This is a genomic window from Mycolicibacterium confluentis (genome assembly GCF_010729895.1).
GTDB lineage: Bacteria > Actinomycetota > Actinomycetes > Mycobacteriales > Mycobacteriaceae > Mycobacterium > Mycobacterium confluentis.
Map to the genome: position 1 here is coordinate 652,434 of NZ_AP022612.1, position 23,402 is coordinate 675,835.

General features: G+C 69.6%; 15 protein-coding genes and 1 tRNA gene. 6 read left to right on the forward strand and 10 right to left on the reverse strand.

Annotation, left to right across the window (positions count from 1 at the left end; translation table 11 throughout):
- Positions 1-29 precede the first annotated feature (29 nt).
- A complete protein-coding gene (locus G6N34_RS03050; protein ID WP_109788637.1) occupies positions 30-1,331 on the reverse strand; it encodes a sensor histidine kinase in 1,302 nt (433 codons plus the stop codon).
- 105 nt (positions 1,332-1,436) lie between these two features.
- On the opposite strand from G6N34_RS03050, the gene G6N34_RS03055 reads away from it, so the two are divergent.
- On the forward strand, positions 1,437-2,075 hold the full coding sequence (locus G6N34_RS03055; protein WP_085155415.1) for a response regulator: 639 nt from the start codon (positions 1,437-1,439) through the stop codon (positions 2,073-2,075).
- A 2-nt stretch (positions 2,076-2,077) separates the two neighbouring features.
- On the opposite strand, the gene G6N34_RS03060 is transcribed toward G6N34_RS03055, so the two are convergent.
- The 9 genes from G6N34_RS03060 to G6N34_RS03100 all read right to left on the reverse strand — a co-directional run bounded on the left by G6N34_RS03060 (position 2,078) and on the right by G6N34_RS03100 (position 8,629).
- Positions 2,078-2,272 carry a ferredoxin gene (locus tag G6N34_RS03060; RefSeq protein ID WP_085155013.1) on the reverse strand — a complete coding sequence of 65 codons (195 nt, stop codon included), beginning with the start codon at positions 2,270-2,272 and terminating at the stop codon, positions 2,078-2,080.
- Between the two features lie 232 nt (positions 2,273-2,504).
- Positions 2,505-3,083 (reverse strand): aminoacyl-tRNA hydrolase, encoded by a 579-nt coding sequence (gene pth, locus G6N34_RS03065; protein ID WP_085155413.1) that lies wholly within the window; start codon positions 3,081-3,083, stop codon positions 2,505-2,507.
- Between the two features lie 24 nt (positions 3,084-3,107).
- Positions 3,108-3,764: a 50S ribosomal protein L25/general stress protein Ctc gene (locus G6N34_RS03070; RefSeq protein WP_085155011.1), complete on the reverse strand. Its 657-nt coding sequence runs from the start codon at positions 3,762-3,764 to the stop codon at positions 3,108-3,110.
- 141 nt (positions 3,765-3,905) lie between these two features.
- Positions 3,906-4,775 (reverse strand): oxidoreductase, encoded by an 870-nt coding sequence (locus G6N34_RS03075; RefSeq protein WP_085155009.1) that lies wholly within the window; start codon positions 4,773-4,775, stop codon positions 3,906-3,908.
- Positions 4,776-4,887: 112 nt separating this feature from the next.
- Positions 4,888-5,538 (reverse strand): LpqN/LpqT family lipoprotein, encoded by a 651-nt coding sequence (locus G6N34_RS03080; protein WP_407663203.1) that lies wholly within the window; start codon positions 5,536-5,538, stop codon positions 4,888-4,890.
- Complete coding sequence (gene arsC / locus G6N34_RS03085) at positions 5,535-5,879, reverse strand: arsenate reductase (glutaredoxin) (protein WP_085155008.1); 345 nt, start codon at positions 5,877-5,879, stop codon at positions 5,535-5,537. Before arsC ends, G6N34_RS03080 begins: the two co-directional genes overlap by 4 nt.
- 6 nt (positions 5,880-5,885) lie before the next feature.
- The gene (locus G6N34_RS03090; protein ID WP_085155006.1) at positions 5,886-6,866 is read right to left on the reverse strand and encodes a ribose-phosphate diphosphokinase; all 981 of its coding nucleotides are present in this window, start codon (positions 6,864-6,866) and stop codon (positions 5,886-5,888) included.
- A gap of 96 nt (positions 6,867-6,962) precedes the next feature.
- Complete coding sequence (gene glmU, locus G6N34_RS03095; protein WP_085155004.1) at positions 6,963-8,414, reverse strand: bifunctional UDP-N-acetylglucosamine diphosphorylase/glucosamine-1-phosphate N-acetyltransferase GlmU; 1,452 nt, start codon at positions 8,412-8,414, stop codon at positions 6,963-6,965.
- Positions 8,415-8,557: 143 nt separating this feature from the next.
- A tRNA-Gln gene (locus G6N34_RS03100) sits at positions 8,558-8,629 on the reverse strand.
- A gap of 97 nt (positions 8,630-8,726) precedes the next feature.
- On the opposite strand from G6N34_RS03100, the gene G6N34_RS03105 reads away from it, so the two are divergent.
- From G6N34_RS03105 to G6N34_RS03125, 5 genes are all read left to right on the forward strand, one after another.
- Positions 8,727-9,320 carry a TetR/AcrR family transcriptional regulator gene (locus tag G6N34_RS03105; RefSeq protein ID WP_085155409.1) on the forward strand — a complete coding sequence of 198 codons (594 nt, stop codon included), beginning with the start codon at positions 8,727-8,729 and terminating at the stop codon, positions 9,318-9,320.
- Positions 9,321-9,472: 152 nt separating this feature from the next.
- Complete coding sequence (mfd, locus tag G6N34_RS03110) at positions 9,473-13,132, forward strand: transcription-repair coupling factor (protein ID WP_085155407.1); 3,660 nt, start codon at positions 9,473-9,475, stop codon at positions 13,130-13,132.
- 141 nt (positions 13,133-13,273) lie between these two features.
- Positions 13,274-17,932, forward strand: coding sequence for a hypothetical protein (locus G6N34_RS28230; protein ID WP_268948679.1), 4,659 nt, complete (start codon positions 13,274-13,276; stop codon positions 17,930-17,932).
- A gap of 95 nt (positions 17,933-18,027) precedes the next feature.
- Complete coding sequence (locus tag G6N34_RS03120) at positions 18,028-20,679, forward strand: LuxR family transcriptional regulator (RefSeq protein WP_085155002.1); 2,652 nt, start codon at positions 18,028-18,030, stop codon at positions 20,677-20,679.
- 28 nt (positions 20,680-20,707) lie between these two features.
- Positions 20,708-23,341, forward strand: coding sequence for a helix-turn-helix transcriptional regulator (locus G6N34_RS03125; RefSeq protein ID WP_133057812.1), 2,634 nt, complete (start codon positions 20,708-20,710; stop codon positions 23,339-23,341).
- The last annotated feature ends 61 nt before the right edge of the window (positions 23,342-23,402 follow it).

The following is a 23,402-nucleotide window of genomic DNA, read 5'->3' on the forward strand; positions in this document are numbered from 1 at the left end:
CACGCGGGCCACCCTGCCGAGCCCGCGGGTCAGCCGATCGGGACGGTGAATGTGGCCGCGAGACCACCCTCGTCGCGCGCGGAGAACTGCAGCGTGCCGCCGAGGGCGTCGATGATCTGCTGCACGATCCATAACCCCAGGCCCGCGGTGCCGCGCCGGTCGGACAGGCTGACGAACTTTCCGGTCAACTCCCCGAGGGCGGATTCCGGCACCCCCGGGCCACGGTCGAGGACCGCGACCCGCAGGTGGTGTTCGTCGAGGCGTTCGCAGACGACGTCGATCGGACGATCCCGACCGTGTCGCGCGGCGTTCTCCAGCAGATTGGTCAGCACGCGTCGCAGACCCTGCGCGTCGACCTGGACGTTCGAGACGTCCCCCTGCGTCGACACCTGCAGGCGCGGCGCAGCCAGGTTCACCGCATGCCCGGCTTCGCTCACCAGATCCGCGATGTCGACGCGGCGCACCCGCCCGGTCGAGAACGCGGGCCGCCGGCTCAGATTCACGTCAGAGAGGGCGTCGAGCATGTCGGCCAGGTGCCTGCTGTGCCGCCCCGCGAGTTGGATCGCGGCGTCACGAGCGGTGTCCGTCATTCCCGATCCGTCGGTCAGCGCGTCGACCAGCGCGTCGAGCGAGGCCACGGGCGTGCGGAACTCGTGCAGCAGAACCTGCAGGCCCTCCTGTTGTGCCTCGTAGGACCGCAGCAGCCGGGCGCGCAGATCGCGTTCCTCCTCGGCCGCGGCGTGCTCGGCTTCGGCCTCCACCAGCGCGTCCACCCGGAAGCGGTGTTCACGTTCGATCAGGACCGCCAGGCCGCCGCTGAGCACCGCGACGAACACCGTGAAGATCGCCCACCACAGTCCCTGGGCCAGCGGGGCCAGGGTGGCGGCGTCCGCGGGTTCCCAGATCAGCACCACGCCGAGGTAGCTGACGCCGAGAAGGGCTGCCAGAGTGAGACATTCGACGAAGGTGAGCCGAGCCGCCGAGGCGATCACGACCATGGCCAGCACCGAGACCACCGGACTGGCCGCGCCCCCGGTCAGACCGATCAGCGTCAATGTGAACGTCGCGTCCACCACCGTGACCAGCCAGGCGTAGCGAGTGCGGCGCACCTCGTAGCGCGGATACGTCATGAGCACGGCCGCCCAGGCCAGGGCTCCGCCCAGGACGACGGTCAGGGCCACCGGATGAGCACGCATCCATTCCGGACCGAGCAGTGCCAGCACGACGATCGACAGCACCACCGCCGCGCGCACGGCCACCACAACTCGGGCCATGCCGTAGTTGTCGCCGGTGGGCACCACGAGCGACCGGAGTCGATGCGAGCTCTTCACGGGCCGACCCTAGACCCGCAGTCGGGGATCTCGGCGACGATCCGTGTTGCGCGCACTACGATCCGGCGGGTGACCCCCAAGCCCGGACGCCAGCCTCAGGTCGTCGTGATCATCGATGATCACGAACTCTTCGCCGAGGGGCTGGAACTGCTTCTGACCCGCGACTGGGGTGAACAGTTCGTGATCGGTGGCCGGACGACGTTCGTCGAGGAGGCCGCTGAACTGGCCATCTCGTGCGATGCGGACCTGGCGATCGTCGACCTGTCGATGCCCCCACTGGGCGGTGTCGCGGCGATCCGGCATCTGAAGGCGCGTCATCCGCGCACGCGCATCCTGGCGTTGTCCGGCACTGGCGACATGGAACTGGCCGAGGACGCGCTGCGGGCGGGTGCCGACGGATTCCTGTCGAAGACCGTGCGGCCCGAAGCACTGGTCGGGCCGTTGACGACGATCGCCGCAGGACTGCGCGTGGTGGATCCGGTGCTGCTCGACGCGCTGCTGTCCGGCACGCGTAAGCCGCCGGGCGACGTGCTGACCTCGTTGACGCCGGCCGAGCTCAAACTGTGGTCCCTGCTGTCGACGGGAATGGAGACCGTCGACATCGCGACCCGCATGGTGGTCTCGGAGCGCACCGCCAAACGCATGGTGGCCTCGCTGTTGAACAAGCTGGGGGTCAGCAACCGGATTGCCGCCGCGGCGTTGGCCGGGCGCAGCGGGATTCTGGATGACCTGACCGAAGGCTGACGTCAGATCTCCACGCGCAGGGCCTGCGCCGGGCACATCGCGGCGGCGCGGATGACGGCGTCGTACTCGTCGCGCGGCGGATCCGGGTCCAGCACGACGACGTGTTCTGAGTCGTCGGGCAGGTCGAAGACATCGGGCGCGGCCATCAGGCACTGACCGTGTCCGTCACAGAGGTCGTAATCGACGGTGATCTGCATGGCTGTGAGTATGGAACCGCCCCGCATCGGGCGGTCCGGACTGCGCGCGCCAAAGATGGCCTGTGAGTGCCAAACTCGTGGGAGCCCAAACTCTCCGCGAGCGTCCCACCATGACTCCGCGAGCGTCCCACTTTGTACGCGAAACGCGGCGTGTCGCTGTACAGACGCGCCCGCTCGCGGGAGTTGCGCAGCCCGCTCGCGGGAATTGCCCAGCCCGCTTGCGGGAAGGAGCTCAGCCCCAGGCGTGCACGACGTTCTGCGCGGGCTCGACGCCCTTCTCGATCAACAGCTCGGTCGCGTCGGCGGCCAGCTCGCAGATCGTCGGGACCTCTTTGCGCTCGGCGGCGTTGAACTGCTCGAGCACGAATGCCGCACCGGACTTCTGCCCGGGCGGGCGGCCGATGCCGACCCGGACGCGGGCAAAATCATTGCTGCTCAACGCCGAAGCGACGGAGCGCAGGCCGTTGTGGCCGGCGACGCCGCCGCCGGCCTTGAGTCGGATGCGACCGAAGTCGATGTCCAGCTCGTCATGGATGACGATCACGTCGGCCGGTGCGACGGAGTAGAACTTGGCCAGGGGACCGACCTGACGCCCGGACTCGTTCATGTAGACCCTGGGCTTGGCCAGCACAATGGCCCGGCCGCCGAGGCGGCCGGTGGCCACCTCGGCGCCGGAGCGCTTGTGCACTTTGAACGATTCGCGCATGCGGTCGGCGAGGATGTCGACGACCATGAACCCGATGTTGTGCCGGGTCTTGGCGTAGTTCGGTCCGGGATTGCCCAGGCCGACCACCAACAGGGGCTCGGCCATGTTGTCGGACAACCCTTCGGCGAATTACTCGGACTCGGACTCGGCGGCAGCCTCGGCCGACTCCTGGGCGGGGGCCGCGGAAGTGGCCTCCTCGCCGGAGCCCTCGGCCTCGAGGTCCGCGGCGGTCGGCGACGTCACCACGTTGACCACGAGCAGTTCGGGGTCGGAGATCAGCGTGACGCCCTCGGGCAGCTCGATGTCGGCCGCGGTGAAGTGGGTGCCCGCGGGGACGCCCTCGACGGACAGCGTCAGGTGGTCGGGAATCGACATGGCGTCGGATTCGATCTCGATGGTGCTGGTCTCCTGGTTGACCAGGGTGTCGGGACCGGCCTCACCCTCAACGTTGACGGTGACCTCGACGCTGACCTTCTCGCCACGGCGGACGACCAGCAGGTCGGCGTGCTGGATGTTGCGGCGGATCGGGTGGATCTCAAGCGCCTTGGTCAGAGCCAGCTGCTCGGTGCCCTCGATGTCGAGCACGAGGACGGAGTTGGTGCCGGTGTGGCGCAGGACCGCGGCGAAGTCGCGGGCCGGCAGCAGCAGGTGCTGCGGATCGGTGCCGTGGCCGTACAGCACCGCGGGCACCTGGCCGTCGCGGCGGGCCTGGCGCGAGGCGCCCTTGCCGGTCTTGGTGCGCACAGTGGCGACGAGATTGTTGGTGGTGGCGGCGGCCTTAGCCATGATGTTGCTCCTTGTGAAACCGTGTCGAGGATGTGGAGCACGGCAGGAGCAGACAAAACCGCATCGGATGCGGGTCCCCGTCGATAACGGTGGTCAAGCCACCCTCGCCGTGACGCCCGGCAAGACTAACGCATCGGCGAGTCAGAGCGGAAATTCAGTACCTGTGAGCTGGGCGGACAGCTCCCACAGGCCCTCCGCCTTGGCCGCGCTGCGGGCCAGTGGGCTGCGGAAGGTGGGGCCCGTCGGCCCCTGCTGGCCGAAGCGCGGACCGATGAGCGTGTCGCCGGGGACATCCTGCGAGGCCGCGAACAGCGTCTGCCTGGCCCCGAAGTCGGCGTCGGTCGCGAAGTACCGATTGCCCATCGCCATGAAGCGGGAGCTGAACGCCCCGGTCGAGTGTGTCTGCAGGTTGGTCGCGGAGTAGCCGGGGTGTGCCGCCACGGCCCGCACGCGGGATCCCACGCCGTCGAGGCGACGCTGCAGCGCGCTGGTGAACAGCAGGTTGGCCAGCTTGGACTGGCCGTAGGCGCCCCACGACGAATAGGGCCGCGTCTTCCAGTTCAGGTCCTTGAGGTTGACCCGGCCGAACAGGTGCATCATCGACGACACCGTGACCACGCGGTCGCCGATCTTGGGCAGCAGCAGGTTGGTCAGCGCGAAATGGCCGAGATGATTGGTGCCGATCTGGCTTTCGAAGCCGTCCCTGGTCAAGGCGAACGGCACGGCCATCACGCCGGCGTTGTTGATCAGCACGTCCACGTCCTCGACGCCGTCGGCGAACTCCCGCACCGACGCCAGGTCCTGCAGATCGAGCCTGCGCACCTCGACCTCGCCCGGCATGCCCGCCGCGGCGACCGCGCCCTTGTCGGTGTTGCGCACGGCGAGGATGACCGTTGCCCCGACACGGGCCAACTCGCGCGCGGTGATCTCCCCGAGACCGCTGTTGGCGCCCGTGACGATGGCGGTGCGCCCGGCGAATGACGGCAGGTCAGCAGCAGTCCAGGAGGTCATGGTGCCACCCTAGCCGCGCGGTGACCGCACAACCCCTGCGCCCACAGCCCGCGAGCAGACACAAACTCGCACGATTGGGCCGCGATCCATGCGAGTTTGTGTCTGCTCGCGGTTAAGAGAGGGTCACCTTGAAGCCGCCGATGATCGATTCGATCGCATCGGAGTCGGCGACGGCCTGATCGGCCAGGCTGGTCACGGTCAGCTGCACCAGGTAGCGCTGGAAATCCGGCGCTGGGGTGACGGGGATGACGATGCGGCTGTAGGTGTGCAGCCTGCGGTCGTTCGGGCCGGTGTAGCTGCCCTCGATCATGGCCGACGGGAAACCGTCGAAATCGTTGAAGGACTCGTTGAGCTTCTTGAAGCCCGGCGACAGCATGGCGTCGGCGTTGGCGTGCCGGATCGCGGCGGGGACGTCGAAGCCGCCGTGCAGTCGGAACACCAGCACCTGTGCGGTCGGGTAGGTGTCGTTCTTGGCGATGGCCTGGGTCTGCGGCAGCAGGTTCTCATTGCGGTACGGCTTCCATCCGGGCGGTCGGACCAGCGTGACCTCGATGTCGGTCAGATCGGCGGGGGCGACGGGCACACCCCGCACGCCGCGGCCCTCCAGATACTGAGAGAAGGGCACGACGGGAGGCGGTGTCGTCGGCACGGCCGACGTCGTGGCCGAGGTCGACCAGGTGGACTGATAGTCGGGGGCCGGGGCGCCGCACGAGACAAGCGCCGCCGAGGCGACGGCGAGTGCCAGGGCCGGCCGCCAGATCACAGAATCTCGTGCACCGCGTCGATCGGTCGGGCCAGTCGGGTGCCCTTGTCGGTCACGACGAACGGGCGCTCGATCAGGATGGGGTGCTCGGCCATGGCATCGAGCAGTTCGTCGTCGCTCGCGTCGTCCAGGTTCAACTCCGCATACAGCGACTCGCGCTTGCGCACGGCCTTGCGGACCTCGATCCCGGCGTCGGCGATCATCGCGGCCAACTCGGCGCGTGACGGCGGGGTCTTGAGGTACTGCACGACGGTCGGCTCGATGCCGTTCTCGCGCAGCAGGTCCAGCGTCTTGCGGGACGTGCTGCACTTCGGGTTGTGGAAGATCGTCGCGTCGGTCATCGGCGCTTAGGCGGATCCGTCGAAAAGTCCGGTCACGGAACCGTTTTCGAACACGGCGCGGATGGTGCTGGCCAGCAGCGGCGCGATCGAGAGGACGGTCAGCGACGGGAACTGCTTGTCCTCGGTGATCGGCAGGGTGTTGGTCACGATCACCTCGCGGGCACCGCACTCCGCCAGACGCTGGGCCGCCGGATCGGACAGCACACCGTGAGTGGCGGCGATGATCACGTCGGCCGCGCCGTCCTCCTTGAGCAGCTTGACCGCGCCGGCGATGGTGCCGCCGGTGTCGATCATGTCGTCGGTCAGGATGCAGGTCTTGCCCTTGACCTCACCGACGACGCGGTTGGACTTGACCTGGTTGGGCACCAGCGGATCGCGCGTCTTGTGGATGAAGGCCAGCGGAACGCCACCGAGGGCGTCGGCCCACTTCTCCGCGACGCGGACGCGGCCCGAGTCGGGCGAGACGACCACCATGTCGTGGTCGGCGTAGTTCTCCGCGATGTAGCCGCACAGCAGCGACTGCCCGCGCATGTGATCGACCGGGCCGTCGAAGAAGCCCTGGATCTGATCGGTGTGCAGGTCGACCGACACGATGCGGTCGGCGCCAGCGGTCTTGAGCAGGTCGGCGACCAGGCGGGCCGAAATGGGCTCACGGCCGCGGTGCTTCTTGTCCTGACGCGCATACGGGTAGAACGGCAGGATCGCGGTGATCCGCTTGGCGCTGCCGCGCTTGAGCGCGTCGATCATGATGAGCTGCTCCATGAGCCACTGGTTCAGTGGCGCGGGGTGGCTCTGCAGGACGAAAGCGTCGCAGCCACGCACCGATTCATCGAACCGGACGAAGATCTCACCGTTGGCGAAGTCGCGGGCGGTCTGCGCGGTGACGTGCACGTCGAGCTCTTTGGCCACCTGCTCGGCCAGTTCGGGGTGCGCACGACCCGAGAACAACATCAGATTCTTGCGGTTGTCGGTCCAGTCGTGACTCACTGCTGCGCTGCCCTTGCGGTCGGGGATTGGTACGGGGCAATGGTACGTAGGTTTGCGGGCACAGCGTTAACCGCTCGCCGGATTGGCCAGAACTGCTCAGCCCTGCTCGGCTTCCAGGGCGCGGCGCGCGGCCTCGGCGGCGGCGCTGCCGGGGCGTTTGCGTTCGACCCAGCCCTCGACGGTGCGTTGTGCGTTCTCGGACACAGCCAGCGCTCCGGGCGGCACATCTTCGCGCAGCACCGTGCCGGCGCCGGTGTAGGCACCGTCGCCGACTCGGACCGGCGCCACGAACATCGTGTCCGAGCCCGTGCGCACGTGAGAGCCGATCGTCGTCCGGCGTTTGGTTTCGCCGTCGTAGTTGACGAAGACGCTCGAGGCGCCGATGTTGCTGTGCTCGCCGATGTCGGCGTCCCCGACGTAGGTCAGGTGCGGCACCTTCGTGCCCTCACCGATGGTCGAGTTCTTGACCTCGACGAATGCGCCCAACTTGCCGTCGACGCCCAGCGTGGTGCCGGGACGCAGGTAGGCGAACGGACCCACGGTCGCGCCAGCCCCGATGACTGACTGCCCGCCGTGCGTGCGCACCACCGAGCAGCCGTCACCGACGCTGACGTCGGCCAGCGTGGTGTCGGGGCCGATCACGCAGTGACTGCCGATCGTGGTGGAGCCCAGCAGTTGGGTGCCGGGCATGATCTGGGTGTCGCGGCCGACCGTCACGTCCACGTCAACCCATGTGCTGGCGGGGTCGACGATCGTCACACCCGAGCGCTGCAGGCGCGCGACCAGGCGCCGGTTGAGTTCGGCGCCCAGCGTCGACAACTGCACGCGGTCGTTGACGCCGGCCACCAGCACGTGGTCGTCGATGTGCTTGGCGTGCACGATCTGCCCGGCCGCGCGGACGATCGAGATGACGTCGGTCAGATACAGCTCGTGCTGTGCGTTGTCGGAGGACAGTTGGTCCAGCGCACCGCGCAGCGCGGTGATGTCGAAGGCGTACACACCGGCGTTGACCTCACGGATCGCACGCTGCTGAGGCGTGGCGTCGGCCTCCTCGACGATCGCGATGACTTCGCCGTCCTGCGTGCGCAGGATGCGGCCGTACCCCGTCGAATCGGCCAATGTCGTGGTCAGCACCGTGACCGCGGCCGGCTCGGTGGCGTGCGTGTCGGCCAGCGCGGCCAGCGTCTCGGCGTCCAGCAGCGGAACGTCACCCGAGGTCACCACGACGGTGCCGGTGAAATCGGCGGGCAGGGCCGACAGGCCGCACAGCACCGCGTGGCCCGTACCCAACTGCTGGTCCTGCACGGCGATGTCGATCCGGCGGCCCAGCGTGCCCGCCAGTTCGGTCACGACGGGGGCGATGCGCTCGCGTTCGTTGCCCAGCACCACCACGAAATGTTCCGGTGCGACCTTGGCGACGGCGTGCAGGGCATGCGAGAGCATGCTGCGACCGCCCAGCGTGTGCAGCACCTTTGGAGTGTCTGATTGCATCCGGGTGCCCGCACCCGCCGCCAGCACCACCACTGCGGACCCGCGGTGTGTCGTCATGGCCCCTCTTTCTTCACAGCCTCGGCGCCTGGCGCCGCCCCCAGCGTGTCATTGTGCGCGCCTCGGTCGCAAAACTGGTGCACGTTGGAACGGAGCGCTCAACGGGCTGCGTGAAGGGCCGGAGTGCGGCTGCGATCTGCGCGTTCCGTCGCCAGGACTCGAACCTGAACTATCTGAACCAAAATCAGAGGTGCTGCCGATTACACCACGACGGACTGACGCGCCCACGGAGTCTATCGGGTGTCTATACGCTGGTATCTCGTGGGAGCGCCGGAAAAGCCCGAGAAGGATGTGCGTGCACCGCGGACGCGGATGACCGGCAGCGAGCGTCGTCATCAGCTCATCGACATCGCCCGTTCGCTGTTCGCCGAGCGTGGTTATGACGCCACCTCGATCGAGGAGATCGCGCTGCGCGCCAACGTCTCCAAACCCGTCGTCTACGAGCATTTCGGCGGCAAGGAGGGGTTGTACGCGGTGGTCGTCGACCGCGAGATGTCGGCCCTGCTCGACGGCATCACCTCGTCGCTGACCAACAACCGCTCCCGGGTTCGGATCGAGCGGGTGGCGCTGGCGCTGCTGACCTACGTCGAGGAGCGCACCGACGGATTCCGGATCATGATCCGTGACTCGCCTGCCTCGATCAGTTCGGGCACCTATTCCAGCCTGCTCAACGATGCGGTCAGCCAGGTCAGTTCGATCCTGGCGGGTGACTTCTCCCGGCGCGGATTGGATCCCGACCTGGCTCCGCTGTACGCCCAGGCCCTGGTCGGGTCGGTGTCGATGACCGCGCAGTGGTGGCTCGACACCCGCGAGCCCAAGAAGGAGGTGGTGGCCGCCCACCTGGTCAACCTCATGTGGAACGGGTTGACGCACCTGGAGGCGGACCCGCACCTGCAGGACGAGTGATCGGGGCTTCTCGGCCGCCGACCTCGGCTTCTCAGCCGCCGAGATTGCACGCAGGGCTGTGACGACCGCGCACGAACAGCCCTGACGGCAATTTCGATGCCGGGAACGTGAGCACGGTCACGGCGCGGGCCCGTCTTAGAATGGAATCCATCATGACCGCACCGGGGCACCAGTATGTCCAGACCCCGATAGCGGGGCTCGTCGAGGCGGTGCTGACCGCACCCACTTTCACCGAGCTCATCGAGCGCAGCGCCGACAAGCCCGCCGAGCTCAGCCTGGTCGGACCTGCCGCGGCCCGGGTGTTCGTCGCGGCCGCGCTCGCTCAACGTGAGCCGCTGCTGGTGGTCACCGCGACCGGGCGCGAGGCCGATGACCTGACGGCGGAACTGCGCGGGGTGTTCGGCGAGGCCGCGGCCCTGTTCCCGTCCTGGGAGACCCTGCCGCATGAGCGGCTGTCCCCGGGTGTGGAGACCGTGGGGGCGCGGATGCTGCTGTTGCGCCGGCTGGCACACCCTGATGACGCGCGACTGGGCCCGCCGCTGCGCGTGGTGGTGACCACCGCGCGGTCGCTGCTGCAGCCCATGACCTCCGATCTGTCCACCATCGAGCCGGTGACGCTGTCGGTCGGAGACGAGCCGGGCTTCGACGAGACCATCACCCGCCTGGTCGAACTGGCCTACACCCGCGTCGACATGGTGGGCAAACGCGGCGAGTTCGCGGTGCGTGGCGGCATCCTCGACATCTTTGCTCCCACCGCCGAACATCCCGTCCGCGTGGAGTTCTGGGGTGACGAGGTCACCGAGATGCGGATGTTCGCCGTGGCGGACCAGCGCTCGATCACCGAGATCCCCGTCGACTATGTGGTTGCGGTGCCGTGCCGCGAGCTGCTGCTGACCGAGGACGCCAAACGCCGCGCCGCGCAACTGCTGGACTCCGGCCCGCAGACCGACAAGGCGATCAGCGGCAGCGTCGGCGACATGCTGGCCAAACTTGCCGAGGGCATCCCGGTGGACGGTATGGAGGCCCTGACCCCGGTGCTGCGCCCCGATGACCTGGCCCTGCTGACCGAACAGCTGGCCCCGGGCACCCCGCTGCTGATCTGCGATCCGGAGAAGGTGCGCACTCGGGCCGCCGACCTGATCCAGACCGGTCGGGAGTTCCTCGAGGCGACGTGGTCGGTGGCCGCGGTGGGTGGCGACGCCCCCATCGACGTCGAGCAGCTCGGCGGGTCGGGTTTTCGTGGGTTCAGCGAGGTGCGCGAGGCGGCGGACAAGGGGGGCCATCCCTGGTGGACGCTGAGCCAGCTGCCCGACGAGTCGGCGGTGGAGCTCGACATCCGTCCGGCCCCGTCGGCCCGTGGCCAGCAGAACATCCAAGAGATCTTCGCGATGCTGCGCGCCCACGTCATGACCGGTGGGACCGCGGCTGTGGTGACGCCCGGCACCGGGACGGCGCATCGCGTCGTCGAGCAGCTTGGCGAATCCGATACGCCCGCAACAATGTTGGCCGACGGCGAGGCGCCCCGCCCGGGTGTGGTCGGCGTTCTCAAGGGGCCGCTGCGCGACGGTGTGGTGCTGCCTGGCGCCGGCATGGTGATCATCACCGAAGCTGACCTGACCGGTAACCGGGTGACCGCCACCGAGGGTAAACGCCTGGCGGCCAAGCGGCGCAACACCGTCGACCCATTGGCGCTGGCCGCGGGCGACCTGGTGGTGCACGACCAGCACGGCATCGGCAAGTTCGTCGAAATGACCGAGCGCACCGTCGGCGGCGCGCGCCGCGAATACCTGGTGTTGGAGTATGCCTCCAGCAAGCGCGGCGGCGGAACCGACAAGCTGTACGTCCCGATGGATTCGCTCGATCAGCTGTCCCGCTATGTCGGGGGTCAGACACCCAGCTTGAGCCGGCTCGGGGGCAGTGACTGGACCAACACGAAGACCAAGGCACGCAAGGCGGTTCGCGAGATCGCCACCGAACTGGTGGCGCTCTACGCCAAGCGCCAGGCCGCTCCGGGGCACGCGTTCGGGCCGGACACACCGTGGCAGGCCGAGATGGAGGATGCGTTCGGTTTCACCGAGACCATGGACCAGCTGACGGCGATCACCGAGGTCAAGGCCGATATGGAAAAGCCGGTGCCGATGGACCGGGTGATCTGCGGCGACGTCGGCTACGGCAAGACCGAGATCGCCGTGCGCGCGGCGTTCAAGGCCGTCCAGGACGGCAAACAGGTTGCGGTGCTGGTCCCGACGACGCTGCTCGCCGATCAGCACCTGCAGACGTTCAGCACCCGGATGGCCGGATTCCCGGTGACGGTCAAGGGCCTGTCCCGGTTCACCGACCCGAGCGAGTCGAAGGCCGTCATCGAGGGGATGGCCGACGGTTCGGTGGACATCGTCATCGGCACGCACCGACTGCTGCAGACCGCGGTCCGCTGGAAGGACCTCGGACTGGTGATCGTCGACGAGGAACAGCGGTTCGGCGTCGAGCACAAGGAGCACATCAAGAGCCTGCGCACGCACGTCGACGTGTTGACCATGAGTGCCACCCCGATTCCGCGAACCCTGGAGATGAGCCTGGCCGGCATTCGCGAGATGTCGACCATCCTGACCCCACCCGAGGAGCGCCATCCGGTGCTGACCTATGTCGGTCCGCACGACGACAAACAGGTGGCGGCGGCGCTGCGCCGCGAACTGCTGCGCGACGGGCAGGTCTTCTACATCCACAACCGGGTGAGCTCGATCGACTCCGCGGCGGCGCGGATCCGGGATCTGGTGCCCGAGGCGCGGGTGGTGGTGGCCCACGGTCAGATGCCCGAGGAACTGCTGGAGAAGACCGTCGAGGGCTTCTGGAACCGGGAATTCGACATCCTGGTCTGCACCACGATCGTCGAGACGGGTCTGGACATCTCGAACGCCAACACCCTGATCGTGGAGCGGGCCGACACCTTCGGGCTCTCCCAGTTGCACCAGTTGCGCGGTCGGGTGGGACGCAGCCGGGAACGCGGTTACGCCTATTTCCTGTACCCGGCCGAGATGCCGTTGACCGAGACCGCCTACGACAGGTTGGCCACCATCGCGCAGAACAACGATCTGGGCGCCGGTATGGCGGTGGCGATGAAGGACCTGGAGATCCGCGGGGCGGGCAATGTGCTCGGAGTCGAACAGTCCGGGCATGTCGCGGGCGTGGGTTTCGACCTGTATGTGCGGCTCGTGGGCGAGGCCGTCGAGGCGTACCGTGCCGCGGCTGACGGCGAAACCGTCACGGGGCCAACCGAACCCAAGGAGGTGCGGATCGACCTGCCGGTCGACGCGCATCTGCCGCCGGATTACATCGGCAGCGACCGGCTGCGGCTGGAGGGGTACCGGAGGCTGGCGGCCGCGGCCGACGACACCGCGGTGCTCGGTGTCGTCGAGGAACTCGTCGACCGCTACGGTCCGCTGCCCGAGCCCGCGCAGCGTCTGGTCGCGGTGGCCCGGCTTCGCCTGCTGTGCCGTCAATACGGGATCACCGAACTCTCGGCCACCGGGTCGGCTGGGCAGCCGTCGACCCTGCGGATGTCCCCGCTGACCCTGCCCGACTCGGGACAGTTGAGGCTCGCCCGCATGTACCCGGGCGCGACGTACCGCGCCACCACGGCCACGATTCAGGTTCCGATCCCGCGCGCGGGCAGCGGAATCGGCGCACCGCGCATCCGCGACCTCGATTTGGCTCAGATGGTGGCCGACCTCATCCTGGCGTTGGACGGCAGACCCAAGGGCGAGGTCGATCTGTCCGCCTTGCCTGACCCCGTCGCCGGCACCCAGCCGGGCTAGGCCTTTCCCCGCGTCGGTGGAGTAGTCCCGTCCGGTGGACGTCCGGAAGTGGGGTAGTTGCGCCCTACATCGGTAGGTCGTCGCAGATGTAAGCGTTCATCCAAACGCGTGTGCATCTGGTGACGACTGAGGAGTGGGCTCATGGCTGGTAAGTGCGCAACGTCGGCGCAGCGTCGGGCGCGTAGGTCGCGACGGTCGGCCGGACACCCCGTCATCCGCTGGTTGCAGGCCGGCGCCGTTGCCGCCGGGCTCGGGGTCGTCTTCACCACGGGACAGGGCGTCGCGCACGCGGAGGAGTCTTCGTCGTCGACCTCGTCTGGGGCGTCGTCGTCACCATCGTCGCCGGCCTCGCCGTCGTCATCGTCGGGGTCCGCGTCGTCGTCTGGCGAGGAACGCCGGCGTGGGCCGCGGGTTCGCGCCTCGGATGGGTCGGTCTCGTCGGGGTCCGCGTCGTCGTCAGCGGGTGAGGACGGCCGGCGTGCGGGGCCGCGGGGAAAGAAGCGGGATCTTGTCGACCGGGCCGGTGCGTTCACCCGGGATCGGTCCGACGCACAGCCGACCACCGGTGAGTCGGCATCTGCGGAAGCCGATGGTCGGACGACCGTGGTGAGCACAGTCCCGTCCGCCGAGCCGGGCGAGAAGGTCGTGTCGGAGGCGGCGAAAAGATTGGCCCGCCTGGACTTCCCAGTCTTCGGCATGGTGATGGAGACCGTTCTGGACCGCTCCAACGCTCGTGCGGGTGCCGCTGCGGACCGCCAGGGCGGTCAGAGCCGCGCTGTGGTGCGCTCGGACGTCATCGAAGGTTGGCGTCCACTGGCGACGGTGCCGCAGGCACCGCGACCGAGGCTGGTCGGCCCGGGAAGGACGTTGTCCGCGTTGCGGTCCGGCTCCGTGGCCGATGCGGTCCGGCCGGTCCTGTCGGGTGCGGTGGACACCCAGATCGTGGGGCGGCCATCGGAGCGGCCGAGCGGGACGCGGTCGGTCGACGTGCCGGCACCTGCGGTCCGGTCCGTGGTCGATCGTCTGCTGAGCGCGGTCGGAATCCAGCCCGTCGCGGCGTACGGCAGTGGCGTCTCGACGGACGCTCCGCTGGGATGGATGGTGCTCGCGTTCGCCAGGCGGCAGGTCGGGAACAGGGAAATCTCCGAAGCGGTGGTCATCCGTGAAACCGGAGGCTCTGTTCGTATCGCTGTGACCGACAGCGTCGGCGATCTCTCGAACCGACCGGAAGCGCTGGAGGCCTGGAGCTCGGCGGTGACCAAGCAGGTCCGCCCGATGATTGGGCCCGGCGGCTGGCTGATCGGCAACGGTCTGGACGCGGCCGACGATTGTGAGGGCGCCGCGTGCAACGGCGGCAATGGGGGCTGGTTGATCGGTAACGGCGGCAAGGGCGCCAACGGTGGCAAGGGCGGTAACGCCGGCCTCATCGGTACCGGTGGTGCCGGCGGGGCGGCGTTCCTCGCGGGCCAGAACGGCGGTGCCGGTGGCCGGGGCGGGCTGCTTCTCGGGCGCGGCGGTCAGGGTGGTGCTGCCGGCGCCGGTGGTGTCGGCGGTGCGGGTGGTCGCAGCGGCCTGTTGATGGGCACCGGTGGTGCCGGAGGTGCGGGCGGCGCCGCCCTGGACAGCGGCGGCACGGGTGGCGCAGGCGGTGCCGGTGGCGCAGGTGCGTGGTTGATCGGATGGGGTGGCGCCGGTGGCGTGGGCGGTGCGGGTGCGTTGGGCGCCAACGGCATCGATGGCATCCCCAGCGCCCCGGGTGAGGCCGGCCAGGCTGGAACCGCGGGCGAGGTCGGCGGGATCGGTGGCGCCGGCGGTGCCGGTGGCCGCGGCGGTTGGCTCCTCGGATTCGGTGGGACCGGAGGCGCCGGTGGTGTCGGCGGCGATGGCGGGTTCGGTGGTGTCGGCGCTGCGGGCGGTAAGGGAACCTTCGACAAAAGTGGTAGCGGCACCGGAGGTGCGGGCGGCGCGGGCGGCTCAGGAGGAACCGGCGGGTCCGGTGGCGCCGGTGGTGTCGGCGGTGCCGGGGGCCTGCTCGGCCGCATCGGGACGCTCGGAGTCGGCGGCCACGGCGGAAACGGCGGAGCGGCGGGCATGGCCGGTGACGGTGGCGCCGGTGCCCATGGCCACGAATCCCTCATCATTGGAGTGGGGGTGAACGGTGGTGCCGGTGGTGCCGGTGGCAATCCCGGTGAGGCCGGTCTGGGTGGTGCCGGCGGTGTCGGCTCGGTCGTCGGTCAGCACGGCGTCTCGGGCGCCGCGGTGACCAGCGGCGGCAACGGCGGTCGCGGCGGCGACGGCAGCAACGCCTTCAATCTCTCGATCCTTGGTGGGCCCGGCACTGCCGGTGGTGCCGGCGGCAGAGGCGGCGACGGCGGACTCGTGGGTAACGGTGGTGCCGGCGGCAAGGGCGGCAACGGTTCGAGTGCAACTTCCGGGCTGTTCCCTTCGGATCCGGGAACCGATGCAATGGGCAACGGTGTCGTCGGAGCGGCCGGCTACGAAGGCGGGCGCGGCGGACACGGCGGCGCCGGCGGCAACGGCGGAGCGCTGGCGGGTAACGCGGGTAACGGAGGCGACGGCGGTTTGGGTGGCAATGGCTCCAGTGGTGGCGTCGGTGGTGCCGGAGCAGCCGGCACGGTACTGGCTGGAGGTGCCGGAGGCGCCGGTGGTACGGGCGGCCTCGGCGGCGCGGGTGGTGCCGGGGGCGCCGGTGGCGACGGCGGACTGGGCGGCATCGCCTTGGCCGGCGGCATCTGGCAGGACGGCACCCGGGGCATCGGGGGCAGCGGCGGAAACGGCGGCCGCGCGGGTGCCGGTGGCGATGGCGGCGCAGGTGCCCACGCCCAGGCGGGTTCGGGGGCCGCTGGTGGCGCCGGCGGTCAGGGCGGTGATCACGGCGCCACGGGGCAGGGCGGATCCGGCGGATCCGGGTCCACTCAGGGCGCTGACGGCGCCGACGGTCTGCCCGTGCTCAGTGGCGGCAACGGTGGCAACGGCGGCAACGGTGCTGGCGGGACGACTGCGGGTGCTGCCGGTGGGGACGGCGGCGCCGGCGGAGCGGGCGGCCTGGTCGGCAATGGTGGCAATGGTGGCGCCGGTGGCAACGGCACCAACGGCTCCAATGGTGCCAACGGCGGCAACACTGCTGCCGGCGACGGCCTGAATGGCGGCGCCGGGCAAGCCGGCGGTGCCGGTGGTAATGGCGGTGCGGGTGGCGGTGGTGGCGCGTTGGCCGGCAATGGTGGCAATGGTGGCAACAGCGGCAATGGCGGCAATGGCGGTCACGGTGGTACCGGCGGCGCGGGTGCCTCGGCAACCGTCGCCGGCGGCGACGGACGGAACGGGGGCAACGGGGGCGCCGGTGGAACTGGTGGTGCCGCCGGAGCGGGTGGTCTCGCCGGCGCGGCGCAGGCCGTCGGCTGGGCCAGCGGCAATGACGGCAATCGCGGTAATGGTGGAAACGGCGGCCGCGGCGGCGGAGCCGGGGCTGGCGGACACGGCGCCGACGGGGCCGACGGCACGGACCGGGATTCCGAGAACGACGCGGTTGCAGGAACAAACGGTGGTCACGGCGGCAATGCAGGTGCCATTGGGGCCGGCGGTGCGGGCGGCGCCGGTGCCGTGACCGGTAGCGCCGGCCAAGCGGGCCAGGGTGCCGCAGGTGGTGACGGCGGTGACGGCGGTGATGGCGGCAACGGCGGCAACGGCCAGGGCGGTGAGCCGGGCGCCCAGGGTGGAGCGGGTGGCAACGGCGGTCAGTCGTCCGGCGGGGTCGACGGCGGAAACGGCGGTCACGGCGGAAACGGCGGTGACGGCGGCTCGGTCAACATCGGCGGCGTTGGCGGTGCGGGCGGTAATGGCGGCAACCGGGGCAACGGTGGTGACGGCGGCGCTGGTGGTGTCGGTGGCACCTGGGGCACACCCGGCGGTGACGGTGGCGCCGGTGGAGCCGGCGGCGCCGAATTCGGGGCCGGCGGCGACGGTGGGCGCGGTGGCAACGGTGGCAACGGCGCCACCGGCTTCAGCGCGGTCGGTAGCGGATCCGGAGGTGACGGCTGGTCCGGCGGCGCCGGTGGCAACGGCGGCGCCGGCGGCAGTGCCACCTCTTGGAGCAGCAGCGCCGGCAACGGCGGTGCGGGCGGCAATGGTGGCAACGGCGGGCAAGGCGCCAACGGCGGCAATGCGACCACCAGCGGCGGCAGCGGTGGTGACGGGGGTGATGGCGGCAACGCCGGCGCGGCAGGCGCCGGCGGGGCTGGAGGCGCGGGTCCCTTCTCCTGGGCGAACGGTGTCACCGGCGCCAACGGAGTTCGTGGCAATGGCGGTGACGCCGGGAACGGTGGCAACGGCCGCGCCGGTGACGAAGGTGAAGCTGGCGGCGACGGTGGTAACGGTGGTAACGGCGGCTCGGGCACGCTGGGCGGCGACGGCGGGCGCGGCGGCAACGGCGGTAGGGGCGCCGACTGGGGCGGCCCATTGGGAGAACACTCCACGCAAGGTGGTGCTGGAGGCCGGGGCGGCGACGGTGGTCATGGCACTGATAAGGGCGGTGACGGCGGACTCGGCGGAACCGGCGGCCGAGGCGGTGACGGCGGAATCGGCGGCATCTTCGGCAGCGACGGCGGCGCGCCCGGTGGCGCGGGTGGACGCGGAGGTGACGGAGGAATGTACGGCGATGTCGTGATCGGGCTGGGCGAGAACGGTAAGCCCGGCTCGGCTGGAGGAAACCCGGTCGGCACTACCGGAGGCGGCTCCGGCGGGACAGGCGGCGCTGGCGGGCAGGGCGGCCCGTTGTTCTAACGCGGCCCAATGTAGTTCCCATCTGCTAAACACCTTGACGCAGAGTCTGTTTCAAACCCGAGCACGATCAGCGACCACCTGACACACTGACCCCCATGGTCGGGACGCCGGGCGATGTCGTGCGCCCGACGGTGCCGCGATGGCCGCTCACCGCGCGGGAGAACGAACTCGGCGCCATCACCGAAGTGCTCGACCCGCTGGGCCCACCCGGACTGCTCATCGTCGGGTCGCCCGGCGTGGGCCGGACCAGGCTGCTTGAGGAGGCCCTGGACTCAGCGACCAGGGCCGGGTGGGTGGGCTACGGAGTCCGGGCGGTATCCGCCGGAAAATGTGTTCCGCTCGGTGCGCTGGCCGGTCTCGACACGAATGCGGCCGTCGCCGAAGTCCTCTCGGCATCCGAGCGGATTGACGGGGCCCTGGCGAAACTTGCGGCCGTCACCGCCGGTCAACCCGTGCTGCTCGGCGTCGACGACGCCCACCTGCTCGACGACATGTCGACGTACCTGTTGGCTCAGGTGCTGCACCGAGGGTTGGCGAAGGTGGTGATCACGACCCGCCGCGGCCCTTCACCGTCCAATGCCCTCCTGCGGTTGTGGAAGGACGGGTTGCTGCGCCGGGTCGATGTCGATGCACTGCACCGGCACCGATGCGACGAACTGGTGTGTGCGGTGCTCGACGGCTCGGTGGCGGAGGGATGTCTCTCTGCACTCTGGGATCTCAGCAGGGGCAATCTGGTCTACCTGAGACACCTGCTCGAACAGGAGACGCAGCGCGGCAACCTGGTCGAGGTCGACGACTGCTGGCAGCTTCGGGCCGAACCGAACGTGTCCCCGGCGTTGCGTGAGTTGGTGCTGGTGGAAACAGGTTTCACCGCCGGGCCGGTGTGGGATGTCGTCGACGTCGTGGCTGCGGCGGAGTGGATCGAACACCGTCACCTGGCTCAGTTGGTCGACCGGCAGGCCATCGCCGACGCCGAGCGTGCCGGCCTGGTCACCACGATCGATGACTCCGGCGAGATCATCGTCGTTTCGCATCCGCTGTACGCAAGAGTGTCGCTGGCGCAGCAGGGACCGCTGCGGACCCGTCACCTGCGGGGACGCGTCGCGTCGGTCCTGTCCGTGCCGGACGGGGACCGCCGTGTCGACCCGGTCAGACTCGGATTGCTTTGGCTCGATTCGGATTTGGCGCCGAACCCGGTGGTGTTCTCGGAGGCCGCGGAAGCCGCCCTGGCGCGGATGGACCTGGCACACGCGGAAACCTGCGCGCGGGCCGCGATGGCGGCCGACGGGGACGACAGGTCGCGGGTCCGGTATGCCTACTGTCTGGCGCTGCTGGGCCGCGGAGGTGACGCGGCGGATGTGCTTTCCGAGGTCTCCGCGACGGTGTTGGACGACGACGTCTACCGGCGGTACGTCAATGCCCGGGAGTTGACCGCACTCTCGATGCTCGCCGGTCGGACCGGTCAGGAATCTCCGGAACCAGCCGCGCCCAGGGCATGCCGTCGTCAGGAACAGCAGGCCGACGTCATCCGGGCACTCTCCTCCGCCTACGCCAACGATCCCGCGGGGATACTTGAATCCATCGAGACTGTGGACTATTCGGACCTCGATGCATTGGGGCGGTCGACCTTCCTGGCGACCCGGGCGGTGGCGTGCGTTGAACGCGGGCAGCGGGATTCGGTGCTCGACGACGTCGATCATGACTGGGCACGCCTCGAGAGTGCCGGTGACCCGCTCGGCATCGTCATCGCGGTGGAACTCTATGTGCGGGCGTTGGTTCTGGCTGGCCGGACCGCTCAGGCCGCGGCGGTCACCGAACGAGCCGACGCGGCGTTGACCGGCGCGTCCGAGCCGGCGTGCCGACTGCTTTCGGCGGTGAAGGGCGTCACCGCGTTGGCTGCGGGGGACATCGGCACCGCGGTCAAGCGTCTGCGTCCGGCAGCCGTCGATCTCGGGGAGAGCGTTGTCGCGCAGGCGTTGTCGTACCGTTACCGGCTTCTCTACGCCATTGCGGCGGCACGTGCCGGCCACGCGGACGACGCCGCCGCGGCGCTGGAAGCGGTCCGCGTCAGCGGCAGGGTGAAAGCCGACGGTGACCCCGTTCTCGCCCTCGCTCGCGCCTGGGTCGCGGCGGCCCGAGGGGAGCTCGATGTGGCCTGCGAGGCCGCCAGGACCGGCGTGGAGCAGGCGCGCCACAACGGTCAGCTCGCCAGCGAGGCGATGTGCTTACAGACCTCGGCGCTCCTCGGCGACACCGATGCCGCCCCAAGGCTGACGCACCTGGCCACCGAGGTGGGGAATCGTCGGGCCAACGATGCGGCCCGCTTTGCCCGTGCACTGTCGACGGGCAACGGTGATGGGTTGGCAGAGGCGTCGGTCCACTTCGAAAAGGCGGGTGAGTTGTTGGTCGCCGCGGATGCGGCTGCCCACGCCGCACGGGCATACAGCGCTCAGGGGGCGTCCGGCCGGACGTTGGTGTGCACGGCGCGGGCTCGAAAACTGGCGACCAGGTGTGGCGTGCGTTTTCTGCCGGCACTGGTCGGATGTGCTGTCCCAGAACTGTTCACGCCTCGTCAGTTGGCCATCGCGGAGCTCATTCTGGCGGGGCGTACGAACCGCGACATCGGTGCGGCGCTGTCCTTGTCGGTGCGAACCGTCGAAGGCCACATCTATCGGGCCAGTCAGCGGACGGGCGTGCAGGGTCGGCGTGAACTGGCCAGTCTCATCATCGAATTCGTGGATCGATAGCGACCACCGTCGCAGAGAGGTGGTGGTCGTGTACGACACCTGGCCCCTCGTCGGGCGCGACGCAGAGCTCGAACTCGTCGATGAAGTCTTCGGCGGCGGCACGGGTGGGGGGATCGTTGTCGCGGGCGTCGCCGGTATTGGAAAGACTCGGTTGGCTGACGCCGCGGCCGGTGTCGCGGCCGATCGAGGTTGGCGGGTGCAGCGACTCGTCGGTTTCCCGGTGGGACAGTCGATTCCTTTGGCTGCGTTCACCTTCGGTGTCGACGACGCCCCCGGGGCGAAGGCGGCCACGGCTGAGAACCTGATCGAAGCGCTGCGTGCGCAGGCCGAAGCGGGTGGTCTGCTCCTCGTCGTCGATGACGCCCACCATCTCGACACCCAGTCGCGCGATCTGATCGCCACGCTGCTGCGCAGCACGTCGGCCAAGGTCGTTGCGACGGTGCGGTCCGGGGAGCCGGGCGCCGACGGCGTGATCGAATCGTTCGTCGCACTCGGGCTGACTCGGTTGGAACTGTCGCCGCTGTCGCGGGCCGCCGTGGATCGACTCCTCGCTGATGTGCTCGGCGCACCGCTGAACGGCGAGAGTGCTCAGCGTATGTGGCTCAAGACGCAGGGCAATGTGATGTTTCTGCGACACCTCGTGGATCAGGAGCGACATGCCGGGCGTCTGTGCTTCCAGGGCGATCACTGGGATTGGGCGTCCTCGGCAGAGCTCTCGGAGTCGCTTCGGGATCTGGTTGAGGTGCACATCGATGCGGCGGGCGACGACGTGCGCAAGGTGTTGGATGTCGTCGCCGTCGCGGAGGTGATCCACCCTGACCTGCTGGCGCAGCTTGTGCCTGCGGGCGCGGTGGCGGACGCCGTTGCGCGTGGACTGATCATCGCCGACGGCTCGGGGGAGATCCGGATCGGGCACCCCCTGTACGCCGAGGTCGCGCTGTCGTCCTCTGTCGCGGAGCTGCGGCAGGTGCGCGCCCGAGTGGCCACCGCCTTGGCGGGTGCGCAACCGGTGATCGCGGTGGATCCGGTGCGGTTGGGGGTTCTATGGCACGAGTCGGCGCTGCCGCCCGATCCCGACATCCTGCTGGCTGCCGCGGATGAGTCCGCCCGGCGCCTCGACACCGGCCTGAGCGAACGCCTCGCGCGCGCCGCGGTCTCCGCGGGCGGGGGAACCGCAGCCCGGATGCGCCACGCGCGCGCTCTGCACTACCTCGGGAAGGGGGAAGACGCCGCGGCGGTGTTGGACACCGTCACCGATGCCCACCCCCGAGACGATCAGCTTGATGACGTGATCATGCGTGCCTCGAATCTGTTCTGGGGACTGCGTCGGCCGGACGAGGCTCGCGAGGTTGTGGAGGCGGCGTTGGCGGCCGGGGCCACCGGCTCGCGACATCACACGTTGCTGGTGTTCAAGGCGCTGCAGCGGGCATTGGCGGGGTATCCCGCCGAGGCGATGGACATCGCGCGCACCGTCGACTTCGGTCAGCCGATGCCCCACGACAGCATTGGCGTGCGACAGGTCGAGATGGTGGCGTTCGGTGAACTCGGCATCGAATACTGCGATGCCGAGGCCGCGGAGTACGAACGGCTCGTCGGTGACGGTGCGCTCGCGTCATTCCATATCGTCGTGGCCGCGGATGCCCGAGTGCGCGCACTGACACTTGCCGGGAGCCTCGACAAGGTTGACGCCGTGGTCGGCGGATGCTGGCGGCGGTGCGCGGACCTGCCGGGCACCGCCGCCGCCTCTGCCCGCGGGATAGCCGGGTTGGCGTCGCTGCGCAGCGGCGACATTCGTGCCGCGGTGCGCGATCTGGAAGCCGCGGACCGGGAGTTCGACGAGTACGGGCAGAACATCGGAATGGCCTATCGCTACCGGATCTACTACGCGGAGGCACTGGCGGTGGCGGGGCGTGCCGATGACGCCGCTGGGGCGCTGGCGGCGGCCACGTCCGACCGGCACCCGGGCCACGCCCATCTCGATTGCGCGCTGCTCCACGCCGAGGCGTGGGTGCACGCCGCACATGGTCACGTCAGCCGCGCACGCCAGAGCGCTGTGCGTGCTGCCGACCTCGCACTGTCTCGCGGTCAGCGCGCGCCCGCAGTGCACTGCCTGCAGACAGCGGTGGCTTTCGGGCAGCCCGGCGTCGAGGCGACCCTGGCCGGGCTGGCCGAGTCGGTGTACGGCCCGAGGTGCCCGATCGTCCTGCGCTACGCCCGCGCCGTCACCACGCGGGATGGTAGGGAATTGGAATGCGTGTCAAAGGAATTCGAACACATGGGGGACACCGTCGCAGCCGCCCACGCGGCCGCGGCAGCAACCATGGCCTTCAGGTCGCAGGGCCTGCGGGGGAGTGCTCTGACCGCGGGTGACCGTGCGATGGACCTGGCACGGCGCTGCGGTGCGGCACAGGGCCCTGTGGTCGCGGAACTCACGGTGGCCTCCGCACTGACCGGTCGGCAACGGGAGGTGGCGACGCTGGTCGCCCGGGGGATGACGAACCGCGAGATTGCCGCCGCACTGTCGGTGACGGCGGCGACCGTCGAGCGGCACGTGCGACAGGCGTGCGTCAAGCTCGGTGCGCACGGTCGCGCCGACCTCGCCGTTCGGATTCGTGAGGATGGCCCCACCGCTGCCGACACGGACTCCGCAGACGGGCGGTGATCGTGGCGTCGACACGCTCGTCTGGGTGGTCTGACCTGGTCGGCGGACGATGATTCGGTTG